Below are 21979 nucleotides of genomic sequence, written 5' to 3' on the forward strand. Positions count from 1 at the left end.
TTGAAGAAAATTTAGCCATAAAAAATGCACCTCCAATTGTTAATTATGTGTCTAACAATTGGGGTGCACTTCATTTAGTGAGGGTCTTAACAAACTTGCTATAAAACATCTACTTATCAGCTTCATTCAATTGGAGAAGGAAACCTTGCCGCTTCAAAATGAACAGTATTCAAACCGTTAACGTTTTGTACAATAACGCCATCAATACTACTCTCTGCGAAAATTTCAACTACATCCCCTGCTTCTAATTGAAGAATAGAAGTGACTGAAACATCATTATTAAAAAATACCCCTGTCCCAAAGAAATCATTATCTATAGCTATTGCTGCATTTCCATTTACACGAATTTCTACTCTAGCTCTGTAATTCACATTAAAATCATTTGGAGAAAATGTTATATTTCCTAATACACTATATACTCCTCTAGTCTTCGGCTTAAAAGTGGATGTTACTGGATTATATTCATTCGCTAAATCAAATTGTTCATTTTGAAATAACACTTTAGCAGACGTATTTGCCAGAATAGGTTGATTAACCGTATTCACAGCTCTAAATGCCGACGCTCTTACAAGCTCCTCTTTCTTATTACCACAACAATTTACTTTTACATACTTCCCATCACATTGACTACTTTCCCTATAACAATCATGACTTTTCTTTTTGTACTCTTTACAATACTTACAGTAATAATAAGACGTAGTAAGTCCCCCTTTAAATTTATTATTACATACTATGCAAAATTGATTAGAAAAGCTTGGATGAGCTGTTACTATTATTTTTTTAAAAATGAATCCCCACCTGTTTGGTGAGGATCTATTTTTAAACTTCTATTCATTTTTAAATTACCTAATTTATTTAGTAGGAGACGGAAATCTTGCCGCTTCAAAGTGCGAACCATCTTCTAAAGGGCTTAAAACACCATCTATACTACTTTGTACATAAATTTCAACTGTATCTCCTGCATTCAATTGAATGATTGTTGAAACACTTACAACATTTCCAAAACCTATTGGACCAAAAAAGTCATTATCTATAGCTATTGCTGCATTTCCATTCACACGAATTTCTACACGAGCTCTATAATTTAAATTTGTATCGTTTGGAAAGAAACCAATCGTTCCAATAATAGAATATACGCCTTTCGTCTTCGGCATAAAAATAGACGTTGCTGGATTATACTCATTTGCTAAATCAAATTGTTCATTTTGGAATAACACTTTCACAAAAGTATTAGCAGGAACATTTTGATTTACAGTATTTCTAGCTCTAAATGCTGATGCCCTAACAAGGTTATCCTTGTTGGCATGACACTTACTAGTGTTATTACGACAATCATGTTGCTTCTTTTTATAATCCTTACAATACTTACAGTAGTAATAACAAGACATACTCGTTCCCCTTTCAAGCTTATTACTACATATTATGCAAGATTGATTAGAGAGGTTTGGACTAGCTATTCTTATTTTTAAAAGGGTGCTTTTTACTTGCACCCTTTTGTATTCATTTTATTCCTCTATATTTATAAATTGAATACTGTTCCATATGGAATTGAAGTAAAAGCAATTCCATATGGTGTAAAATGTTGCGTTGGGTAAAAATACTCCATTGAGGAATAATACGGTTGTATACCTTGCTGCATTTGCATTTGTTGTTGCATTTGCAATGCTTGTTGAACAGCTTGAACTGTACTTTGTGCCCCGCTATACGTTATAGCCGTACCATACGCTGGTCGTATGCCAACTTGAGAATCCACATATGAATAAAACATTAATTTCAACTCACTTCCGAATAAGTTATTACAAAGTATGTTATGTATAATTATTTCAGTGAGTGCTAAGAGCTAGTCTACTAGCCTTTAGCACGTTTTTCATTTTAAACGTTTCTATTTCCCTCCTAATTTCCTATTTCACTTCCAAGCTTCATCTGCTAATAATACTTTAACTATTAAAGGTGATTTTATGATCCAAAAATAAATGTACCTCAAATAAAAAACTATATGTGGCTAGCTCTATCAGCCCTCCTTATATAGGTGAACTTACAACCTTTTTCATACATTCTTAATTTATTAGTATTTGTGAATGAAAAGTCACTTCATATATTTTGGAGGGACTTTTCATTCACGATTTTCCGATAATTCCTTAACAAAATAAAAAAGTAGCTTTTAGGCTACTTTAAATTGCTTTTATCCCCAAGAAAAATGATATATATATTCTCCCGTTACACTTTCATTAATCCCAGTAATCCTTACAAATCGCATTAAGTCTGCTCCTTGAAGAAAATACATCGTAAGTGTAACTGGTACCTGTGACCACATAAATTGATAAAGCTCGTTCACTCTCTGCTTTGTTGAAACAGTTACATCATATACAGGACCATTATTCCACGCAGAAGTTTGAACTGCAGTGAACGGAAGGTCTTTCCCATTAACCACTATTCTTGCCACACTTTGAGTTATGTCCACAACAATCTCCTCCGCTATTCCATAATTAGACCGGTTTCCATACTCATATTCTTATAGATATTCTTAGCTTTAATAAATGTTTGAGGAAAACCTCTATTCAAATTAATTTATTTTATAAAATAAAAAAGAGGCCTACTCATCATACGAGTAGGCCTCTTTTTTCGCTTTACATAGGCTTCATTTGCATTTACATAGTATGTTTACTTAACAGTATATGCCCAGCCTTTACGGTCAAGATAATCAGTGAATGCTTTTAATTGAGTATCGCTAGTTGGATCAGTTACAGGATAAACATAGCCATCACTTCTAAGAATTAAGTTACCTGTCATCTTAACTGAGTTTAAAGCACTTACTAATTCAGCCAAGTTTTCTTTACCTATTCCACCAACTTCGACAATATTACGTTTTTGAGGTGGTTGGCTACCTCCACCAGATTGTCCAGTTAAAGCAAAAACGATTGAATTAGCGATTTTATCAACATCCCATTTTGCCATGTCGGAATCATTATCAATGAATCCTAATTCGATAAGAATAGCTGGTGCTTTAGTCCCATTCAATACTGCTAAATCTTTACGTTGTTTCGCACCACGATCACGCCATCCAATATCTTTTGCTAGTTGAGCTGAAATTTTAGATGCTAGTTCATTCTGATCATAATACAGCACTTCAACACCCTGCCCAGTCCCATCACTTGCATTAAGGTGAAAAGCAATAGCTAAATCTACAACATGTGAATTACTATTACGAATAATATTATTTAAATTTTGAGCTTGAGTGCTTCCTACTTCGTCCGTATCATCATAGACTGTGTGTCCTAAAGCTTTTAACTTGGCCGCAACCGCATCTTTAACTTGACGATCCAAAACATGCTCTTTCCGATTTCCCCAGTTAGCCCCTTGTACAATACTATTGTGTCCTCCATGTAAACTATAACGCGCCATTACTCAACATCTCCTTTTTTATTAGTATATTCAGAGATTTCCTCATGGTCTGTCCATATACCTAAGTCCATACCAAGTGCAGACAAATAAGGCGCCAATTCATCTAAAATCTTTTCGCATACCGAATTTAATATAATAAAATTCAAGTAAAGAAAAAACCGCAACCCATTTTTTCAGTTACGGAATCTTTTTTGTATTCTCTTTTGAAAAATTCATTATGAATCACTCTCACTTTCTAATTATCTAGTCCATTTAGTTTTAATGTCACTCTATTAACGATACTTCCCCATAAATATCTAAAGAAATTTCTAATCATGCCATCCCAGCTACTTGCAAAAAATGAAGAAAAAGCTTATAAAGAAAAGTGAGGTTCCTGATATTCGGTTTCTTGATCTAAAGCAATCCCTTAACATTAATGTTGCAATAATGTATTTAACTAAAGATCGTAAGCGAATGATTAGGATATGAAAGAGTAGGCAACACATTAGACACCTACTCACAAGTTGTACCAGACCTACAAGAAAAAGCAGTCGAAGATTTTGCAAACAATCTATTTCAAAAATACTAATGTTTGCAATTACGGATTTCGCATAAAAATACTAGCTTATCCGTGTAACATTGAGAGGAGTCAAAAACATGAGAGAAATCAAGTCTGAAAAAGAATTCAAAGACATCATCGCAAGTGAGGAGCCAGTAGTTGTTAAGTTCTTTACTACATGGTGCCCAGATTGTGTACGCATGGACAACTTTATCGGAGAGGTAATGGAAGAGTTCAATAAGTTTGAATGGTATTCTATTAATAAAGATGAGTTCCCAAGTATCGCTGAAGAGTATCAAGTAATGGGTATTCCAAGTTTACTTGTATACCAAAATGGTGAGAAGCTAGGCCACTTACATAGTGCTAACGCAAAAACTGAAGAGCAAGTTACTGAGTTTTTAGAAGCATACTAAGATGAAAATCCTCTGAAAAATATTTTTCAGAGGATTCTCATCTTTTTTCACAATTATTGTCGTAGCTCTTTCTTCATGACCAATGTACATAATTACACTCCTTTCCCCCTTCATCCCCTAAGTATAGATGTATACGTTCGTATCACCACTATCATATGTAATTAATATATCGTATTGTGGTATTTCGCCACTTTCCTTTTGTTTTTTCATTTCAATCCACAAATTATGAACCCCATTGATTATTTGTTTGTTTTCTATGTTCATTACATATTTTTCATTTAATCCATCGTATCCTTTACATGTAGATATTGATCATTTAGAAATATAATACTTCTTCACAATTTCATCATTTGATGAATTACATCCAGTCATTATTAGAAAAATACATAGTAAGAAAAGTATTCGTTTCTACATCCACCTACCATCTTATCCCTTTCATTGTGAATAATCCCCAATTATATTCATACCCTCACTTTGTACTTTTCAACATATTTTTCCTTAACGAAACTTTGTTACCCCCTACTTAAAAAGCTATAAAGTGTCAACAATGTTTGTATAGACCCACACGAGTTTCATTTGATACTCTATGTATAGAAAGAAATTCCTTTAAAGAAAGGTGCGTGATTAAAATGGATACTCTTTCTCATAAAGAAGCTGATAAAGGTGCTATTGTCAGCATTATGGCCTACATAATTTTATCCTCTATGAAAATTATCATCAGTTATATTACCCTCTCTAGTGCATTACGTGCTGACGGTTTGAATAACTTAACGGATATTGGTGCCTCTTTAGCAATATTAATCGGTTTAAAAATTTCTCGTAAACCTCGAGATCCAGATCATCCATATGGGCATTCGCGTGCAGAACAAATAGCTTCGCTTGTTGCTTCTTTCATTATGGCAACGGTCGGATTAGAAGTTGTTATTAGTGCCATTCAATCATTTTTAAATCCGAAACAAGCTGCGCCCAATGTACTTGCTGCATGGGTAGCTTTATTTTCTGCTGTCGTTATGTACTGTGTATTTAGGTATACGAAAAAGATTGCAATTCGAACAAAGAGTAAATCATTAGAAGCTGCCGCGAAGGATAATTTATCAGATGCACTCGTAAGTATTGGTACAGTTGTAGGCATTGTCGGCTCACAGTTCCAAATGCCTATTTTAGATCCTATTGCCGCTTTAATTGTCGGCCTTATTATTTGTAAAACTGCATGGGAAATTTTCGTAGAAGCTTCTCATATGCTAACAGATGGCATTGATCCTGATAAAATGGAAGAATATGCTGATGCTATTGAGCATATTTCTGGTGTGGAAAACATTGTAGATATTCGAGCGCGTATGTACGGAAATCAAACGTACGTTGATATTACAATCGAGGTAGACGCTCGTATGGATGTTGGAGAAAGTCACTGTATTACTGACAACATCGAAGCCATGCTTCGAAAAAAATTCGGAATTTACCATGCCCACATTCATGTTGAACCAATGGAAAAAGAACCTATTATGACATAGGTTCTTTTTTTATAAACGCTTTATGAAATATAACACATAAAACGAGCCAGCTACCGCCAGCTGCCCATCCTGCTAATATGTCAGATGGAAAATGCACGCCAAGATATATTCGGCTAACTGAAATAGATAATACAACAAAGCTTGCTATAAGAATAATCAACAGTTTTTTATGCAATGAAATACGCTCTTCAGTAATTGTGACGTATGCAATAAATCCTAAAAAAGCAGTAGCATTCATCGTATGACCGCTCGGAAAACTATATCCAGTTGCAGTAACAAGCTGCGTTACATCAGGTCTTGCCCGTTCATACCATAGTTTAAGCATACTGTTTAAATAACGAGATCCGTAGTAATTAATTGTTAGAAGTAATGCACTAAGCAACTTTTTTCTAACGAGAAAATACATTACAAGAATAATGAGTAACGGAAAATATATTCTTTTGGAACCGATAAAGGACACCCAAGTAAAATAGGTTGTCAAATAATCGTTTCGAAAACTTTGAATAAAGTGTGCGACTATATTGTCAAATTTCTCAATACAAGCGGTATGATACGAAAGTGATAGTGCGACAAAACAAATGAGTAGAGTAAAGCTTAACAAGTATAAATGTCGATATCGTTTCACATACATAACCTCACTATGCAAAAAAATGGAGCGGTTGTTTTAGTTTTCCTCTCCATTTCTTTTTTATGCATAGTTTATTAAAAAATATAATTGTTAATTTTTTGCTGCATCGTTGGGATATCTTCATTCGTTACTATAAAGCGAATAACCTTCTCATCCAGATCAAGTGCTTCTGCAAATAAACCTGCCAATCCACGTGATTTTCTATCTACTTCCATAATGATTTCTAACCGATCGTGGGAACTTGGTAAGATTAATAATTCTAATTCATCTAATTTCCCATAATACTGTCCTGAAACAGGAATAAACTCAAACTCTTGTGCGAATGGTACTTGCTTACGTAATCGATATGGTAATTCTTCGCATTCTATATGACGCGCTTTAAAACCTAATTGATTTACACTCTCTAATACACTGTTCAATAGTGCATTTGGCAACACTTGAATGTAATCACGGTCACTTGGATCAATACTATTTTTAATATCAAGGCCTGTATGAACCCAAACCGTTTTCATTCCAAGTGTTAGTGGTGCTTCAATTGGCATCTTAAATGAAAATGGAATTTCTTTCTTTTCATTTGGCTCTACAGAAAATGGATCTGTTAAACGAACTCGCTCTAAGTCAAACGTTGCTGTTACTTTTTTATCATCCACTTCTCTTACATATGATGTAGATAACGTTAAGTAAATGCTTTCAATTTGTTGGCTAACTGATCCCCCAGTTATACGAACCTTCCCTACTATCGTTTCTCCAACTACATACTCCTCTTTTTCAAGAACAGTATCTACTTTTGCACTACCAATGCCAACACTCGCTAAAAACTTTTGAAACATGGAGTCTCCATCCTTTCTAAAGCAAAAGCTATATCTTTTTTTAAATCTTGTACATTCTCATAGTACGGTGTTTTTATTTGTAACATTCGCATCAATATTTCACGATTATCATTTTTCAAAGTTAACTCTTCATACCATGGCTTTTCATGTTTTTCAATAGATTCATATCCTGCATATAATAAAAATAACGAGAAATGGCCAAGCGCATAAAAATCGCTACGAAAGTGAACTTCTCGCATCAAAGCTTGTTCACCTTCATACGTTGTAGCTCGTTCATCACCCTCACCTTTATATTTAGCTAATCCAAAATCAATAATACTAATTTGATTTTCTTTCATTAATATGTTCGGAATACGTAAATCTCGGTGAATAATACCTTTACTATGAAAAACTGAAACAATTCCTAATATTTCATATAAAATTTCAAAAACTTCACGTTCTTTATATACACGCCCATCTGAGAAAATATAATCTTCAAAATTTTCACCAGGCATATATTCCATCACAAAAAAGCTTTTTTTCTCCCATAAGAACTGATCATAGAGACTAGGAATTGCTTGATGATTCAATGTTTGTAAAATCATTTTCTCTTGCTCAAATGATTTTCTACCAGACTCATATCTTTGTTTACTTTGTCTTAACTGTTTTAAGACTTTATATCTATTTATTTGTAAATCATTAACGACATATGTAACCCCATAACTGCCCATTCCAATTACTGATTGAATTTTATAACGTTCTGCTACAATTGTATTTTTTCGCAGTGGTCTATCAAATAAAGCTAGTACACGATGCCATTTCATCAGCTACTTGAAAAGAAGCTACGGCTTTTACGTTTTCTTTTATAATGTTGGTGTCCATAACCAGAAGAACGTCGCTTATAGTCACTACTTGAATAAGAGCGCCCTCTATGACGATAATCACTACTCGAATACGAACGATTTTTTTTCTTTCCTAATAAAGAATCAATAATTTTTTTGAACATCCCTTCACCTCTTTAGTAAAATTTTCTCTTAATTATACCAATAATTTATAAGCACATTTGTGACAAGTTTGTAAAGAGTAAAAAACGACGAGTTTAGCCCGCCGTTACTTTCAATCTTCCTCTTCATCAAAAACTTCGTCAATCATGCATTTCTCTAATAAATACTCGAATGTAATATCTGCGAGATCTTCAATTTCCTCTCGCTTTGGGACGTATCCCCTTTCAATTAGTTGCTCATAAAAAAACTCCGCAATCTCTTCCGTATCAATTACGACTTCAATTTCCTTCATGAGCATCACTCCTTTATTTCTGTTTTATGAAAAAATCTCAAAATTATGTATATGAGATTAGAAAAATAGTTTTTCTTTTTTTATAGGTCATATCATTTGGACGAGGTGCATACGATGGTAGTACAAGCTATCCAAAAGGGGGAAATAATAATGGAATACCAATACGAAGTAGAACAAACAAAAGAAGAGTTCATGCATGAAGATCAATGGGCAGACTCTCTTATTAAATGGCTTTTTATTTTTTTAATAATTGTAGGCATACCTTATACTGCATATGTTGTTGTTCAATTTATTCTCTCTGTCTAGTTAACTATTTTTTCTCTGTCAATTTAACTAAATAATTATGAACAACATCCATAACAATTTTATATTCTTCATCTTTAAATGTATCAAATAACAATTGATAATCGTTATAAATATCAAGTAACCCGTCTATGATTTCTTGACGATTTGTCTTAACACTCACTTTTTTCGAGTTGTTAATTGACTTTAATTTTCCTAAATCCAATTTATTCATGCCGGCTTTATCTTGTTTCATTTTCTTCAAAATTGCATTTGCCGTTTGAGCATTGGCAAGTAAAGTTAAATCTGATTCATCCGCTTCTAACCATTCACCATCCGTAATTCGTGATAACTCATATATCGTATCTTCCCATGCGTCATTTTTGTATCTCCATACCTCTGTACGAAAACCAACAATACGGAAAACATCTTTATCATATCCAGTCACTTGCACGAGATCACCAAAGGTGAAATTATAATTTAATTCAATCCACTCCGTATCGCCCTTTTTCATTTCTTGCTCTGTAACGTGCTGCAATGTTTGTTCTACATAAAATCCATCGTGATTATTGACTTCGTATACATAAACCCCATCTAAAACTTTCATATTTGTGATTTTACCAACGGTTCCATATAGCGTAATCACGACTATGTCCCCTACGTTGTATTTAGGTTGTTTTTTTCTTGCCATCTCTATCTCTCCTTTTTTTGACGTCGTGATTTTGATAACAGTATATGCAACCTACTTAAAAACGCTTATCACAGAAGCTTATATTCATAAATTTTTTCGATAAAAAAATATCACTACATAAAATTTATGTGAAACGCAAAAAAGCTAGTAAATAGACTAGCTTTAAATCAAGACATTTCATATAAAAAAACATACAGAATACTTCACTTTCAAAAAGTAATGTATTCTGTATGTTTTCAAATCGTTTTTATCCTTCTTGTATGTATAAATCCCACGCTTCATCAAATATAGACATACTTTCTAGCATTCCACTTAACTCTAAGTATGAACTAATTTCATCATAGTCTTCAGATTGCTTCGGAAAACTTAAATCATCATACATTGCCTCTGCTAAATCTGAAATTTCATTTCTAAATAAAGCTGCGCGATGCTTCATCATATAATGGTAAAATGTCTTTTTCAAAAATATTCCCTGCCTTTCTAACTTGGGTACATTATACAAGGCAAAAAAGAAAAAAACCAGCATAAAAGCTGGTTAAAAGTCGAAATAATTTCTTTTTAATAGTCTTGGTCTTCCCATTAACTCTTCATATGTTAGTTGTTTTGGCAAATCTTTCGTATAAATTAAAAACAACTGATCTTCAATTTCTTTTACAGTATGGTCTGCTTGATAGTCCATTCCACATGAGGAACAAGAAATACATGGTGTCTTTTGGATTTCAATGGCTTTCGTACCATCTGGTAGTTCCCAATACACAGTATTCAAGCTTTCTTTCGCTTCTGTACTGTCACACCACATACAATTCATACTGCATCACCCTCAGTTTTTTTGTCGTTTTCTTCTAATTTAGCCATTTGCGATTGATATTTTTTATCTTTTAATTGGTCTCGCTTATCACGTTTATCTTTTAAAGATGCATGCGTATCATTATCTTCATAGTCTTTACGACGGTTCATACGCTGTAAATCATCTGGAACAAGGTTAAATTTCTTATCGCTCATAAGACCTGCAATACCAACATCTGAACGTTTTTCTTCATAGTTCGGATAAATTTCTTTAAAGTAACCTTCAGCTCTTCCTGGAATGTAGCTCTCTGGTTCTGGATACGTCGTAATAACCCCTTCAAAGTTACGAAGTACAACTTTATCCGCACTTTGTGAAATTAAATAGTTTGGCTGAAGCGCAATTTTTCCGCCTCCGCCCGGTGCATCCACAACGAATGTCGGTACTGCATAGCCAGAAGTATGTCCACGTAAGCCTTCAATAATTTCAAGACCTTTAGAAACTGGTGCACGGAAATGTCCAATACCTTCAGATAAGTCACATTGGTAAATGTAATATGGACGTACACGGATTTTTACTAAGTCATGCATTAGCTTTTTCATAATTGGAACGCTATCGTTAATACCTGCTAAAATTACCGCTTGGTTTCCAATTGGAACACCCGCGTTCGCTAGCATTTCACATGCTTTTTTCGATTCCTCTGTAATTTCAATAGAAGTGTTGAAATGTGTATTTAACCATACTGGATGGTACTTTTTAATAATGTTACATAAGTTTTCTGTAATACGTTGCGGGAATACTACTGGTGCTCTCGTTCCGATACGAATAATTTCAACATGCGGAATCTCTCGTAAATTTTTTAATACGTATTCTAAAATTTTATCATTAATTAGAAGACCGTCACCACCAGAGATTAAAACGTCACGTACTTGTGGTGTTTCACTAATATAAGCAATCGCATCGTCTAATTGTTTCTTCGGTACACCCATTCCAATTTGTCCACTAAAACGACGGCGTGTACAGTAACGACAATACATAGAACATTGATTCGTTACTAAGAATAATACGCGGTCAGGATAACGATGTGTTAGCCCTGGAACTGGTGAATCTTCATCTTCATGAAGTGGATCTTCTAAATCATATTTCGTTTTATATAACTCTTCCGAGATCGGTACAGATTGCATCCGAATCGGACAGCGTGGGTCATCAGGATTCATTAGCCAAGCATAATACGGTGTAATATTTAACGGGATCGTTTTCGTTGAAATTTTAACGCCCTCTTCTTCTTCAGGTGTTAAGTTAATCACTTTCCTTAAGTCATCTAACGTTTTGATTGTATTCGTTAATTGCCAAACCCAATCATTCCATTGCTCTTCAGTAACATCTTTCCATAATTCGATATCCTTCCAGTGACGATTTGGTTTGTATACATCATGTAACATTGCTATTCCCCCTTTTTATACGCTCATCCTTTATATAAGCAATTGTTATGCCAACTTCATATTCTTGATAAGTAAATGTGCGAAATACCCTATTATATAGGAGAAAAAATATTTTCAAGTGCAGTAATAACAGAATATTAACTATCATATTCATTACCTTTTATATATGTAAACGTTCTTTTATTGGTGCAAACACACAAAAACCGCCGATTATTCGGCGGTTTTGTCGTACTTGCTCAGTTTATATTGAAGCGTTTGACGCGGAATACCTAACATTTTTGCTGCTTGCAAAATATTTCCTTCCGTTTCAATCAACGCTTGGTCTATTAATTCCTTTTCTGTTTGATGAAGAGCTTCCCGAAGCGGTAATATACTTTTCTTCTTTGGAAGTTTCTCTTTCTTAAATATACGAGGTAAACAATTTGCGGTTAATGCATTTCCTTCCGCAATAATGACAGCATGTTCAATTGTATGTTTTAATTCACGAACATTTCCAGGCCATTGATAAGCTTGTAGTCTTTCTTTCGCTTCCTTATCAATTTGAAGTACACCTTTTTTATAGCTTTTATTATATTCTTTCAAGAAATAAGAAGCTAATAGTAATACATCCTCAGTTCTTTCACGTAGTGGCGGGATATATAATGAAAACACATTTAATCTATAATATAAATCAGTGCGAATTTTATTTTCTCGTAAACATACTTCTGGCGGCTGATTCATCGCGGTAATCACGCGAACATCTACTTTCCTCGTCTTATTATCACCGATTCGTCTAATGACTCCATCCTCTAATACACGTAGCATTTTCGCTTGTAAATCGAGCGGCATTGAATTCAGTTCATCTAAAAATAATGTTCCTCCATCTACAAGTTCAAATAAGCCTGCCCGTTCAATCGCCCCTGTATAGCTACCTTTTGTCGTTCCAAACAGTAAGCTTTCTAATAGTGATTCTGGTAAAGCTGCACAGTTTTGTGCAATAAATGGCTTGTTTTTTCTTTTAGAAGCTTCATGAATTGCTTGCACGAACAGTTCTTTTCCTGTTCCCGTTTCACCATATATTAAAACGTTTGCATCTGTTGGCGCTACTTTTTGCGCTAACTCTTTCGTCTGTTTAAAGCGAGAATCATTTGTCACTATCGTCTCAAATGCAGCATGCTTTTTAATCACTTTTTTTCTAGACGATCGCTTTATTTTCGACTGTAAATCGACAATGGTATCAGTTAGCTTTTGAATTGTAGAGTAGTCTTTCGCAATTTCAACAGCACCAGCAATATTCCCATCTATAAAAATAGGTAACGTCGTATTTACGGTACAAACATCTTCTCCATTTAAATTTTGATAATGTTGCACTTGATGTACAATTGGTTTTTTTGTATCTAAAACTTTCATCAATGTACTCGTTTCCCTAGTTAAAGATGGGAACGCCTCTAACAAATGCTTTCCTAACACTTTTTCAATTTTGGATCCATCGTGTTTCGCAGCAACTGTATTATAAAAAATTGTAATACCATTTTCATCTACTGCGTGTATAGCCTCATCAATACTGCCCAAAATCGCTTCAATGACTTCTTGTGTCGAAACTGCTAGCAATGTCATCCCCCCTTTTGCCGAAAATTCAGCAAATACTATGCCGAATTTCCGGCATACCTATGTGCGATTATAAGCATGACGATTCCGTTCTAATATTTTGATGAAATTTATTTTTGATTAGATAAAGTAAAACTTTAATTAGTCGGGCTTTTACGAGCAGCCCGATTCCCACCTAACTTTTTTACTTTACAGCCGAATTTTGAGGCGGGAGCCTTCATGCTTTCGAATAGCTAGATAAATCTTTTACCCATATATTCATATCTTCCAACTTATCGAAAATGTAGCAATTGTTCGCCAGTCTTCCTGTATATGTATAGCCTAACTGATGAAAGGCAGCATTCATACCGAAAGATAGCGATCGAGCAATTGTATAGGAACAGAAAATAGATTTTTCTTGAAGCTCTTCTTCTAACTTAATGAGCAAACTTTTCATAAACCCATGTTTACGATATTCAGGTAAAGTAGCACAATTCGTTAATTCTGCATTGCCTTCCTTTACGTTCATTTCTGCAGACGCTGTACTAATGATTTTCCCCTCAAATTCATATACGTAGTAAATTGTATCGTCTTCTTTCATCGTCTGTAATACATAACTCGCTTCATTTAAAGGTGTCGGATACACTTCAAATACTTTTCCAAAGACAGTTGCTAATTCTTCTGCATCTTCTTCAGTCGCTTTTCTTAACAGAAATTTCTCCGGGACTACTTTTTCTTTTACTTCTTTTGCTTTTACACCACTTAAAATAGTATCTTCCTCAGACCAATGAATACTATTTCGTCTTTCATCATTATTATATTTCACAAAGAAGTATGCATCGTGTCCTTGAAAATAATGAGGTATCGTCGCTTCCAATAAGAAACCGAAAGAGAGCCATGTTGAAACATGCTCTCCCTTTCCTTTAATAATACATTTAGTGAAAGAATGTTTCTCTGCTAGTCCGTCAATTGTCTGTATAATACTTTCAACATTTCCTGTATAGTGATCTATTCGAATACGTTTATTAAAATAATCTAAAACTCCTTCTACTGTATGGCAATTTGTCTGCTCTCTAAAAGATTCATAGTATTTCATTTTTTCACCTCACACCAATCTAGTAATGTACATGCAATAATTTTTGCGGCAGCTATCATTTTATCAATTTCTATATATTCGTTTGGATAGTGTGCTACTTTCGTCTCTCCCGGACCAAATACTATCGTTGGTACACCTGAGATTTGTGTAAATAAACCTCCATCAGTCCCCCACGGAGATGCTTCAATCATTGGTTCCTTCCCTTCAATTTCAACAAAGTTATGCTGAAGTGTTGTAATTAACTCATGGTTTTCTTCTAGTTCACCAGGAACCCATCTCGCTCCAAACCATTCTACTTCTACTGGATTTTCAACAAACCAATTGTCCACATCATGTAATTCAGCGATCCAACTCTCAAACTCTTCTTTTGCTGCCTCTATAGTCTCATTCGGCGCAATACCATATCTTCCTTCTAAAATTAACGAATCAGGAACAGAACTTGGCCAGCTACCACCTTCAATTTTCCCAATATTAATTGGAATTGGAATCGGAATTCCTTTAAATAACGGATCAGTAATTCGACCATTTCTCTTCTCTTCTAATTTTCTCAAATGATCTATAACAAACATGCTTTTTTCAATTGCACTTACTCCTTCATAACGTGTACCACCGTGTGCAGCTTTCCCTTTTACATGTAGACGGAACCACATTGACCCTTGTTGCTTCGGGAAAAACTTCATATTAGTCGGTTCTGGAATAATGACACCATCTGCCTTATATCCTCGTAATATAGTCGCTAATGTCCCTGCCCCGCCACTTTCTTCTTCTATGACACTTTGAAAATAAATATCTCCTTTTAATTCAACACCAGATTCAATAATCGCTTCCATCGCAAGCATAAGTGCGACATTGCCGCCTTTCATATCCGTCGTTCCGCGGCCATATATACGATTCCCTATTTTCTCACCACTATATGGGTGATGGTCCCATTGATTCACATCGCCTTCTGGTACTACATCAATATGCCCATTTAATATCATAGATTTTCCATCGCCGCTTCCTTTTAAAGTTGCCACAATGTTCGGGCTGTCTGAAAAACTTGTACGTGGTGATACAAAATAAGGATGATCTTTCATTTTAGAAAAAGATGGTTCCCAAATATCAAGATCTAAACCTAGCTCACGTAATTTTTCAATCACAATTGCCTGCGCACCACTTTCATCACCAGATACGCTTTTTTCTTGAATTAACCGTGTTAAAAATTTCACACTTTCCTCTTCATGACTCTCAATATAATCACAAACTTGCTTTTTTAATTGCTTCATATATTATATCTCCCCTCATTCAATAACTATTAAGTTAGAGCCAATTTGAAACTCAGCTTCCGTATGTCGCTTTATATCTTCTACTGTATACGGGCTCATTAATTCTTGTAAAATGAGTCCACTCGAAGTCACTTCCATAACCGCCATATCTGTAATAATTAAATCTACACATTTCTTTGACGTTAATGGCAATGTACACTCTGAAACAATTTTTGCATTTCCGTATTTATCAACATGATTCATCACAACAACGACACGCTTCGCTTTTTGTGCTAAATCCATCGCTCCCCCAATACCGGGCACACGTTTCCCTGGTACAATCCAGTTTGCTAAATCTCCATTCTCACTCACTTGTAATGACCCAAGAATCGTTATATCTAGTAAACCTTTTCGAATCATCCCAAACGCAGTGCAGCTATCAAAATAACTCGCTCCTGTAATAAGAGAAGTCGGTAAACCTGCTGCATTACATAAATTCTCGTCTTCATTCCCTTTACTTGGCGTTGGCCCCATACCGACGATTCCATTTTCTGCATGAAACATTACATTTATATCGTCAGGCAAATGATTCGGTATAAGCGATGGAATGCCAATACCTAAATTTACAATCATGCCATTTTGTATTTCTTTCGCCGCACGCCTAGCAATCTTATCTCTCACTTCTACGCCCATACCCATTTCCAATTCACTCCTTCCGACGGTACGATATAATTTACGAAAACACCTGGAACGACAATTTCCTCAGGATCTAAACTTCCAAGTGGAACAATTTCTTCTGCTTCTACAATCGTTATGTCCCCAGCCATAGCAACATGAGGATTCATATTCCGCGCACTTTTGTCGAATACAAGATTACCAAACGGATCAGCTTTTTTCGCATAAACAATCGCAACTTCAGCAGTTAATGCAGTTTCAACTAAGTATGTCTTGCCATTCATTTCGACTGTTCGTTTTCCATCTTCAACAATCGTATCAACACCAACATCAACTAAAACACCACCAAGCCCTACGCCTCCAGCGCGAATACGCTCTGCTAATGTTCCTTGCGGGGAAAACTCAATTTGTAATCGTCCTTCATTTAACTGTCTTCCTGCATTTGGATTTGAACCAATATGGGAAGTAACTAAAGACTTAACCCGTTCATTTGTAACAAGACGACCGATTCCTACATCAGGAAAGCCAGTGTCATTTCCTATTAAATTTAAATTTGTAACTCCCTTTTCTAAAATAGCCTGTATTAAAGTTGGAGGGGATCCAATTCCCCCAAATCCCCCAAACATTAATGTCATATCATCATGGAACAAAGAAATTACTTCCTCTATCCCTTTTAATTTATTGAATGTATTTGTAATTGTTGTCATACGATACTATGCCCTCCTTTTTGCATCATCTCTTCTACACTTTTTGCAAAAATTGAAAGTAATTCATCTAACTCGGAATATGTAGTTGTCATTGGCGGTGCCACAAGCAGTGCGCTATCTTCTTTTCCTGCTTGCCCTGAAACAGCTTGGTATAAAAGGAGACCATTTTTAGCTGCAACCGAAATAAGCTCCGAAGCTTTTGTAAACGGTTGCAATTCTATTCCGATCAGCAACCCTTTTCCACGCACATCCGCAATAATTGTCGATTGTTGCTGAACTTTCTGTAGTCCCTTAATTAAATATTCTCCCTTTTCCGCTGTTTTTTCAGGTAGATTATGTTTCTCCATGTATTCAATAACAGCTAGAGCCGTTGCTGCAGATAATGGATTTGCACTTAGCGTATGACCACTCATAACAGAACGTGACCCACGTAAAATTGGCTCCATAACTCGGTCACTAACAATCGTCGCAGCCATTGGTGTATATCCCGCTCCTAATCCCTTACCAAGCGTCATAATATCCGGTTCTACACCCCAATGCTCCATCGCAAACCATGCACCAGTACGACCAAGCCCAGTCATTACTTCATCCGCAATGAATAAAATATCGTAATGACTACAAATATCTTTAATCACTTTATAATATTCTTTCGGCGGTACAACCGCACCGCCAGCTGCTCCGATAATCGGTTCAGCAATAAAAGCTGCAATATGCTCCGCACCAATTCTTTCAATTGATCTTTCTAGTTCAGTTGCACAAGCAAGCTGACAAGTTGGATATACCTTTTGTACAGGGCACCTGAAACAATATGGGGCTGGAATAGTTGGATAATCTTCCAAAATAGATACGAAACGTTGTCTGCGCAGCGGATGCCCAGACATTGACAAGGCTCCCATCGTAATACCGTGATAGCTCATCCAGCGTGATAAAATTTTATGTTTCCCTTGAATACCGCGCTCCTGAAAATGCTGAATTGCAATTTTCATAGCTGTTTCATTTGCTTCCGTACCACTATTTACGAAAAAGCTCCAGTTCAAATCTCCTACACTTAAATCACTTAACTTCTTTGCTAGTTTTTCAGCTGGTTCACTCGTAAACTGTGATCTATATACGAAAGCAATCTCCTCTGCTTGCTTTTTAATAACATCTGCAATCTCCTTTACGCCATGTCCAATACCTGCCGTAATTGCTCCTGACGAACCATCAAAATATTTATTTCCGTTCTGGTCATACAAATATACACCTTTTCCATGTGAAATCATTGGATACGGCTGACCAACAAGTGGTTTAATTAAGTAATCGCGCATAGCGCTCCCCCATTTCTTCAATTTGTATATGTATATGAAGAAAATTGACGTTTCTTTCATAAAAAAGAATCCTCTGCACAAGCAGTGAATTTATCAAAATACTATTATAAAATATACAAATGAGTGCTAATAAATGTTTCGAAAACAGAAAATTCAGAACTTAAAACGAAGACCAATCCTTATCTATACGCTCAAATAACCCTCCCTTATATAAAAGTAACGTATTACTAAATGTTTTCCTAACATAATGCCAGCTTCCCTCAAATGCCGACATTGTGTAAACTTCGACGGAACTCCCTTTAAACTCCTTCCTATTATCCTACTTTAAATTGCATATTTCCAAAAAAATTTCGACAATTATCTCGCCGCAATGATAACAATCTTTTTATAGAAACTAATTTTCCACATTTAATATTTTCAGTTTATACATAAAAAAAGAACCGATTAACCACATTAATCAGTTCGGCACGACGCTCTTTTATCAATATTACTGGGACTCGCTAAAATAAATCAAAAAACCATACGTTTTACGAATTCAACAGTCATATAACGATTTTTCACACAAATTCCTTCATAACTTCATTCACAATCATAATCGGGATATCCCCATCCCAAGGTGCCACTCCTTCCACCGAAGTTAAACTACCTTTCCTTTATAAATTATGTAGGACAATTATCCCTTTGTATGTGTGTTTGCCTATAAATTAAAAAATCCCTTTACTAAAAATTTTTTATACATGTATTCGATACGTTGATTGAAATGCCCTTATAATTTAGTCTTTTTATATTTTTATTACTCCTAGTAAATATAAGCTTCTATTCAACTTAACTAACTCCATATACATCTCTTTTAGCACCACTTTACTAGCCAATAATACTCAGACATACTTCTCCCAAAATATGTTTTTAATCTTTTACTTTTCCCATTCAGAAATACAAGTTTTTCGCATAACCTCTTTCTCACTTCGCATATAGTTTTAATGATGACAAAGGAGGAATGTGCATGTCTCAATCTGAAATCGAAAAATATGGACAAGAAGCTGTACGTTACGATCAGCTCGCCCGTTACTATCAATATAGCAATCCCAAAAAATATGTAGAACTATATATGAAGTATTACGATGCACTTACAAAACTTGTACAGGCATATGAAAAAAGAGATTCACAAGAAGCTGCTTTACCGTCACATATAAGAATTTTTCATTCTGCTCCAAACACGCCTGCGGTTGACATTTTAGTAAATGGACAAAAGGTAATCAAAAACATTTCATTTAAGCAATTTAGCCCCTATTTATCATTAGTGCAAGGTAAATATCGCATTGATATCGTCCCTGTCGGGAACGAAACTCCAATTTTTTCAGCTTTAGTACCGATAATGGGAAATCATACGTATACACTTGCCGCAATAAATAGTGATAATCACCTACAATTACAACCTATACTTGATAATACACATATACCATCTGGGCAAGCCAAAATTCGATTTATGCATTTTTCTCCAGATACCCCTGTTGTTAACGTAGATTTAAAAGGTGGAGATCATTTATTTGAAAATGTGCTCTTTAAACAAATAACAGATTTTTTACAAGTTAGCCCTGGTACAGCAGATATTGAAGTTTCACTCGCAGATAATAAAAAAATCCTGTTAACTTTACCTAAATTCGATGTTGAACCGAATATAATTTATACCATTTCAATAGTAGGTTATTCAACTAAAGACCCTAAATTAGAAGCCGTTATACTTACAAATTAAAACAGTCTACACCATTTATTTGGTGTAGACTGTTTACTTTTGAAATGCAATTTGAAATTCTGTCCAATCGCTATCTGAACGACACATAATGGACCCGTTATGTTTTTCTACAATTTGTTTACATACAAATAACCCAATACCAGTTCCTAATTTTTTAGTAGTTACAAATGGTTCAAAAATCGTTTCTACATTTTCAGCTGGAATCATCGGTCCATTATTTTTTATCACAATTCGAATAGCTTGCTCTTCTTCAAAAACATCAATGATAATTTTCCGCTCTTCTTTCATTGCTTCCATAGCGTCAATTGAGTTCATTAAAATATTTAAAAATACTTGCCTCACTTCACTCCGATAACCAACAAGTGGTATTGGATACGGCAAATTCTTTTCAATCGAAACATTTGCATTAACCAAACTCGGATATAAGAACTGTATAATATCTTGGAACAAGTCATTAAGCCAAAAACGTTCCGATTCATTCCACATTTCTTTTTTCGAAACGAGTAAAAATTGCGAGATTCGAAAATTTAATTGATCTAATTCATGCGAAATGATATCTAAATACGATAAACTCGGATGGTCTGCCTTTAATAATTTGACAAATCCCATAATTGAAGTAAGCGGATTACGAAATTCATGTACAAAACTAGCTGACATTTGGCCTAAAATCGTCAGCCTTTCTTTATGTGTTTCATTAATATATTGCTGTTTTTCCTCTAAATTCCTCGATATAATTTCCGAGTATTTTAAAACGGTATAATAAATTAATTTGTCAAAACAAGTATGTATTTTGGCCATAATTGGTTTCAATTCACGAGCGCTAACATCTAATTCACACATCGCTTCAAAAAGTTCATTTCTTCCCACATTTGCATTATAAACAAAGTCTCCAATATTCGCATCTGCTCCTGCTCGTTCAATTGCGATTTTCTCGCATAATGGTTGAAGATAATTTATATCTTTATCTTCCATAGTAAGTTCGATTATTAACTCTAATAAATCCTCTCCATTTTGAACTACTTCTAGTTTAAATGGATCTTTTTCGGAAATTATCATTTTGTTTTTCCAGTTCTCTACGAATTGGTGCCTATTGTTTTTCAAGTGTGAACAAAATACTTCTTTAATATCCTTATCGATTGGAAAAACCTCCATTCACTCCATTTCCATACGACGAATACCCTTTATATTTTGAATATTAACACAAAAAATATGTTTCGTTAATAGATTATTGTCACATTTTGTTAATTTCTGTTGATAAAATTATTTTTTTCTTTCTTATTTAATTATTTATATTCAAATCTCTCTTTTTCCTTCTCATTTTTTTAATTATTTCCGTATTCAAAACGACTTTTTTTGCATCATTTTTAATTCTTGCGTACAATAGGAAGTGAAAGGTGTGAAAAATATGGTAAATAAAAATGTGGAAGACTATCTCCAAGAAGGCATTTATGGCCAAAAGCAAAACAAACCAGAAGAACGTAATATGTATTTAACTACATTACGTGAGCGCGTAGAAATCGCTTTAACTATCGGTCAAGTAATGCAAAGTAATGTATATACTGAAGTAGCAAGTAGCATACGCTCTTCTCAATCATTACAAATCCTCCTAAACGGTGGCATTGCTTACCCACATTTATCAAAATACATTAAATTAGCAAACGAAAAAAATATTCCTTTTACAATTGTTCAAAATAAAGATACAGCAACACCAATCGGTTTAGTATTATCTCATAGCACAGCTGTAGATAAAGAACAAATTTATGTAGAAGATGCTATTTTCAAACAAGAAATGAAGTAAAATAAAAGGTACACTTAATTAAACAAGTGTACCTTTT

26 protein-coding genes are annotated in these 21979 nt (G+C 34.7%); 5 read left to right on the top strand and 21 right to left on the bottom strand.

All coding sequences use genetic code 11. From position 1 onward, the window contains the following. Positions 1 to 122: 122 nt before the first annotated feature. From G9F74_RS25065 to G9F74_RS25085, 5 genes are all read right to left on the bottom strand, one after another. Complete coding sequence (locus G9F74_RS25065) at positions 123 to 734, bottom strand: hypothetical protein (protein WP_080119695.1); 612 nt, start codon at positions 732 to 734, stop codon at positions 123 to 125. Between the two features lie 117 nt (positions 735 to 851). Then, positions 852 to 1388 carry a C1q-like domain-containing protein gene (locus tag G9F74_RS25070; protein ID WP_016108327.1) on the bottom strand — a complete coding sequence of 179 codons (537 nt, stop codon included), beginning with the start codon at positions 1386 to 1388 and terminating at the stop codon, positions 852 to 854. Positions 1389 to 1519: 131 nt separating this feature from the next. Beyond that, positions 1520 to 1768 (bottom strand): DUF3947 family protein, encoded by a 249-nt coding sequence (locus G9F74_RS25075; RefSeq protein WP_000500114.1) that lies wholly within the window; start codon positions 1766 to 1768, stop codon positions 1520 to 1522. A gap of 414 nt (positions 1769 to 2182) precedes the next feature. Further along, positions 2183 to 2461 carry a hypothetical protein gene (locus G9F74_RS25080; protein ID WP_002093762.1) on the bottom strand — a complete coding sequence of 93 codons (279 nt, stop codon included), beginning with the start codon at positions 2459 to 2461 and terminating at the stop codon, positions 2183 to 2185. 200 nt (positions 2462 to 2661) lie between these two features. Beyond that, the gene (locus G9F74_RS25085; protein ID WP_000135303.1) at positions 2662 to 3402 is read right to left on the bottom strand and encodes an N-acetylmuramoyl-L-alanine amidase; all 741 of its coding nucleotides are present in this window, start codon (positions 3400 to 3402) and stop codon (positions 2662 to 2664) included. A gap of 636 nt (positions 3403 to 4038) precedes the next feature. On the opposite strand from G9F74_RS25085, the gene G9F74_RS25090 reads away from it, so the two are divergent. Then, a complete protein-coding gene (locus G9F74_RS25090) occupies positions 4039 to 4353 on the top strand; it encodes a thioredoxin family protein (RefSeq protein ID WP_001206937.1) in 315 nt (104 codons plus the stop codon). A 629-nt stretch (positions 4354 to 4982) separates the two neighbouring features. Further along, positions 4983 to 5864, top strand: coding sequence for a cation diffusion facilitator family transporter (locus G9F74_RS25095; protein WP_016108325.1), 882 nt, complete (start codon positions 4983 to 4985; stop codon positions 5862 to 5864). On the opposite strand, the gene G9F74_RS25100 is transcribed toward G9F74_RS25095, so the two are convergent. The 5 genes from G9F74_RS25100 to G9F74_RS25120 form a co-directional block, all read right to left on the bottom strand. Continuing rightward, the gene (locus G9F74_RS25100) at positions 5854 to 6489 is read right to left on the bottom strand and encodes a phosphatase PAP2 family protein (RefSeq protein ID WP_002093763.1); all 636 of its coding nucleotides are present in this window, start codon (positions 6487 to 6489) and stop codon (positions 5854 to 5856) included. The two genes, G9F74_RS25095 and G9F74_RS25100, sit on opposite strands and share 11 nt — an antisense overlap. Positions 6490 to 6566: 77 nt before the next feature. Continuing rightward, complete coding sequence (locus G9F74_RS25105) at positions 6567 to 7322, bottom strand: sporulation protein (protein WP_016108324.1); 756 nt, start codon at positions 7320 to 7322, stop codon at positions 6567 to 6569. Continuing rightward, positions 7304 to 8125, bottom strand: a complete 822-nt coding sequence (locus tag G9F74_RS25110) for a serine/threonine protein kinase (RefSeq protein WP_016108323.1) — start codon at positions 8123 to 8125, stop codon at positions 7304 to 7306. Before G9F74_RS25110 ends, G9F74_RS25105 begins: the two co-directional genes overlap by 19 nt. Beyond that, positions 8125 to 8307 carry a hypothetical protein gene (locus G9F74_RS25115; RefSeq protein ID WP_000473369.1) on the bottom strand — a complete coding sequence of 61 codons (183 nt, stop codon included), beginning with the start codon at positions 8305 to 8307 and terminating at the stop codon, positions 8125 to 8127. The genes G9F74_RS25110 and G9F74_RS25115 overlap by 1 nt, the downstream gene beginning before the upstream one ends. Positions 8308 to 8417: 110 nt before the next feature. Beyond that, the gene (locus tag G9F74_RS25120; RefSeq protein WP_000658452.1) at positions 8418 to 8597 is read right to left on the bottom strand and encodes a YozD family protein; all 180 of its coding nucleotides are present in this window, start codon (positions 8595 to 8597) and stop codon (positions 8418 to 8420) included. Between the two features lie 150 nt (positions 8598 to 8747). Between G9F74_RS25120 and G9F74_RS25125 the strand changes: the two genes are divergently transcribed. Continuing rightward, positions 8748 to 8903, top strand: coding sequence for a DUF3930 family protein (locus G9F74_RS25125; protein WP_000456536.1), 156 nt, complete (start codon positions 8748 to 8750; stop codon positions 8901 to 8903). 4 nt (positions 8904 to 8907) lie between these two features. On the opposite strand, the gene G9F74_RS25130 is transcribed toward G9F74_RS25125, so the two are convergent. The 10 genes from G9F74_RS25130 to G9F74_RS25175 all read right to left on the bottom strand — a co-directional run bounded on the left by G9F74_RS25130 (position 8908) and on the right by G9F74_RS25175 (position 18391). Next, positions 8908 to 9570, bottom strand: a complete 663-nt coding sequence (locus tag G9F74_RS25130) for a hypothetical protein (RefSeq protein WP_000101503.1) — start codon at positions 9568 to 9570, stop codon at positions 8908 to 8910. A gap of 247 nt (positions 9571 to 9817) precedes the next feature. Beyond that, positions 9818 to 10033 carry a YozE family protein gene (locus G9F74_RS25135; RefSeq protein ID WP_000750718.1) on the bottom strand — a complete coding sequence of 72 codons (216 nt, stop codon included), beginning with the start codon at positions 10031 to 10033 and terminating at the stop codon, positions 9818 to 9820. A 72-nt stretch (positions 10034 to 10105) separates the two neighbouring features. Beyond that, on the bottom strand, positions 10106 to 10378 hold the full coding sequence (locus G9F74_RS25140; RefSeq protein ID WP_000995765.1) for a YokU family protein: 273 nt from the start codon (positions 10376 to 10378) through the stop codon (positions 10106 to 10108). After that, a complete protein-coding gene (gene kamA, locus G9F74_RS25145) occupies positions 10375 to 11796 on the bottom strand; it encodes a lysine 2,3-aminomutase (RefSeq protein ID WP_000902144.1) in 1422 nt (473 codons plus the stop codon). Before kamA ends, G9F74_RS25140 begins: the two co-directional genes overlap by 4 nt. A gap of 210 nt (positions 11797 to 12006) precedes the next feature. Beyond that, positions 12007 to 13392 carry an arginine utilization transcriptional regulator RocR gene (gene rocR / locus G9F74_RS25150; RefSeq protein WP_002038616.1) on the bottom strand — a complete coding sequence of 462 codons (1386 nt, stop codon included), beginning with the start codon at positions 13390 to 13392 and terminating at the stop codon, positions 12007 to 12009. A gap of 208 nt (positions 13393 to 13600) precedes the next feature. Continuing rightward, positions 13601 to 14458: a putative beta-lysine N-acetyltransferase gene (gene ablB, locus G9F74_RS25155; protein ID WP_000878583.1), complete on the bottom strand. Its 858-nt coding sequence runs from the start codon at positions 14456 to 14458 to the stop codon at positions 13601 to 13603. Continuing rightward, the gene (locus G9F74_RS25160; RefSeq protein ID WP_000811521.1) at positions 14455 to 15723 is read right to left on the bottom strand and encodes a peptidase; all 1269 of its coding nucleotides are present in this window, start codon (positions 15721 to 15723) and stop codon (positions 14455 to 14457) included. The genes ablB and G9F74_RS25160 overlap by 4 nt, the downstream gene beginning before the upstream one ends. A 15-nt stretch (positions 15724 to 15738) precedes the next feature. Next, the gene (locus tag G9F74_RS25165) at positions 15739 to 16401 is read right to left on the bottom strand and encodes a CoA transferase subunit B (protein ID WP_016108322.1); all 663 of its coding nucleotides are present in this window, start codon (positions 16399 to 16401) and stop codon (positions 15739 to 15741) included. Further along, on the bottom strand, positions 16386 to 17084 hold the full coding sequence (gene atoD, locus G9F74_RS25170) for an acetate CoA-transferase subunit alpha (RefSeq protein WP_000208115.1): 699 nt from the start codon (positions 17082 to 17084) through the stop codon (positions 16386 to 16388). Before atoD ends, G9F74_RS25165 begins: the two co-directional genes overlap by 16 nt. Further along, entirely contained in the window at positions 17081 to 18391 is a 1311-nt protein-coding gene (locus G9F74_RS25175; protein WP_001205888.1) for an aspartate aminotransferase family protein, read from the bottom strand. Before G9F74_RS25175 ends, atoD begins: the two co-directional genes overlap by 4 nt. A 1003-nt stretch (positions 18392 to 19394) precedes the next feature. Here G9F74_RS25175 and G9F74_RS25180 point away from each other — a divergent pair. Next, positions 19395 to 20144: a DUF4397 domain-containing protein gene (locus G9F74_RS25180; RefSeq protein ID WP_000083271.1), complete on the top strand. Its 750-nt coding sequence runs from the start codon at positions 19395 to 19397 to the stop codon at positions 20142 to 20144. Between the two features lie 33 nt (positions 20145 to 20177). On the opposite strand, the gene G9F74_RS25185 is transcribed toward G9F74_RS25180, so the two are convergent. After that, positions 20178 to 21296: a BA2291 family sporulation histidine kinase gene (locus G9F74_RS25185; RefSeq protein WP_000451750.1), complete on the bottom strand. Its 1119-nt coding sequence runs from the start codon at positions 21294 to 21296 to the stop codon at positions 20178 to 20180. A gap of 253 nt (positions 21297 to 21549) precedes the next feature. Between G9F74_RS25185 and G9F74_RS25190 the strand changes: the two genes are divergently transcribed. After that, on the top strand, positions 21550 to 21942 hold the full coding sequence (locus G9F74_RS25190) for a YueI family protein (protein WP_000247575.1): 393 nt from the start codon (positions 21550 to 21552) through the stop codon (positions 21940 to 21942). Positions 21943 to 21979: the final 37 nt, after the last annotated feature.

The sequence above is a fragment of the Bacillus sp. EKM202B genome, from assembly GCF_011066025.1.
Taxonomy (GTDB): Bacteria; Bacillota; Bacilli; order Bacillales; family Bacillaceae_G; genus Bacillus_A; species Bacillus_A toyonensis.

Excerpts from the sequence above, each read along its gene's own strand:
- G9F74_RS25120 (WP_000658452.1), bottom strand. The coding sequence starts at position 8,597 with ATGAAGGAAATTGAAGTCGTAATTGATACGGAAGAGATTGCGGAGTTT.
- G9F74_RS25125 (WP_000456536.1), top strand. The coding sequence starts at position 8,748 with ATGGAATACCAATACGAAGTAGAACAAACAAAAGAAGAGTTCATGCAT.
- G9F74_RS25085 (WP_000135303.1), bottom strand. The coding sequence starts at position 3,402 with ATGGCGCGTTATAGTTTACATGGAGGACACAATAGTATTGTACAAGGG.
- G9F74_RS25090 (WP_001206937.1), top strand. The coding sequence starts at position 4,039 with ATGAGAGAAATCAAGTCTGAAAAAGAATTCAAAGACATCATCGCAAGT.
- G9F74_RS25110 (WP_016108323.1), bottom strand. The coding sequence starts at position 8,125 with ATGAAATGGCATCGTGTACTAGCTTTATTTGATAGACCACTGCGAAAA.
- G9F74_RS25190 (WP_000247575.1), top strand. The coding sequence starts at position 21,550 with ATGGTAAATAAAAATGTGGAAGACTATCTCCAAGAAGGCATTTATGGC.
- G9F74_RS25165 (WP_016108322.1), bottom strand. The coding sequence starts at position 16,401 with ATGGGTATGGGCGTAGAAGTGAGAGATAAGATTGCTAGGCGTGCGGCG.
- atoD (WP_000208115.1), bottom strand. The coding sequence starts at position 17,084 with ATGACAACAATTACAAATACATTCAATAAATTAAAAGGGATAGAGGAA.
- G9F74_RS25160 (WP_000811521.1), bottom strand. The coding sequence starts at position 15,723 with ATGAAGCAATTAAAAAAGCAAGTTTGTGATTATATTGAGAGTCATGAA.
- rocR (WP_002038616.1), bottom strand. The coding sequence starts at position 13,392 with ATGACATTGCTAGCAGTTTCGACACAAGAAGTCATTGAAGCGATTTTG.
- G9F74_RS25140 (WP_000995765.1), bottom strand. The coding sequence starts at position 10,378 with ATGAATTGTATGTGGTGTGACAGTACAGAAGCGAAAGAAAGCTTGAAT.
- ablB (WP_000878583.1), bottom strand. The coding sequence starts at position 14,458 with ATGAAATACTATGAATCTTTTAGAGAGCAGACAAATTGCCATACAGTA.
- G9F74_RS25105 (WP_016108324.1), bottom strand. The coding sequence starts at position 7,322 with ATGTTTCAAAAGTTTTTAGCGAGTGTTGGCATTGGTAGTGCAAAAGTA.
- G9F74_RS25115 (WP_000473369.1), bottom strand. The coding sequence starts at position 8,307 with ATGTTCAAAAAAATTATTGATTCTTTATTAGGAAAGAAAAAAAATCGT.
- G9F74_RS25130 (WP_000101503.1), bottom strand. The coding sequence starts at position 9,570 with ATGGCAAGAAAAAAACAACCTAAATACAACGTAGGGGACATAGTCGTG.
- G9F74_RS25070 (WP_016108327.1), bottom strand. The coding sequence starts at position 1,388 with ATGTCTTGTTATTACTACTGTAAGTATTGTAAGGATTATAAAAAGAAG.
- G9F74_RS25185 (WP_000451750.1), bottom strand. The coding sequence starts at position 21,296 with ATGGAGGTTTTTCCAATCGATAAGGATATTAAAGAAGTATTTTGTTCA.
- G9F74_RS25175 (WP_001205888.1), bottom strand. The coding sequence starts at position 18,391 with ATGCGCGATTACTTAATTAAACCACTTGTTGGTCAGCCGTATCCAATG.
- G9F74_RS25075 (WP_000500114.1), bottom strand. The coding sequence starts at position 1,768 with ATGTTTTATTCATATGTGGATTCTCAAGTTGGCATACGACCAGCGTAT.
- G9F74_RS25180 (WP_000083271.1), top strand. The coding sequence starts at position 19,395 with ATGTCTCAATCTGAAATCGAAAAATATGGACAAGAAGCTGTACGTTAC.
- G9F74_RS25095 (WP_016108325.1), top strand. The coding sequence starts at position 4,983 with ATGGATACTCTTTCTCATAAAGAAGCTGATAAAGGTGCTATTGTCAGC.
- kamA (WP_000902144.1), bottom strand. The coding sequence starts at position 11,796 with ATGTTACATGATGTATACAAACCAAATCGTCACTGGAAGGATATCGAA.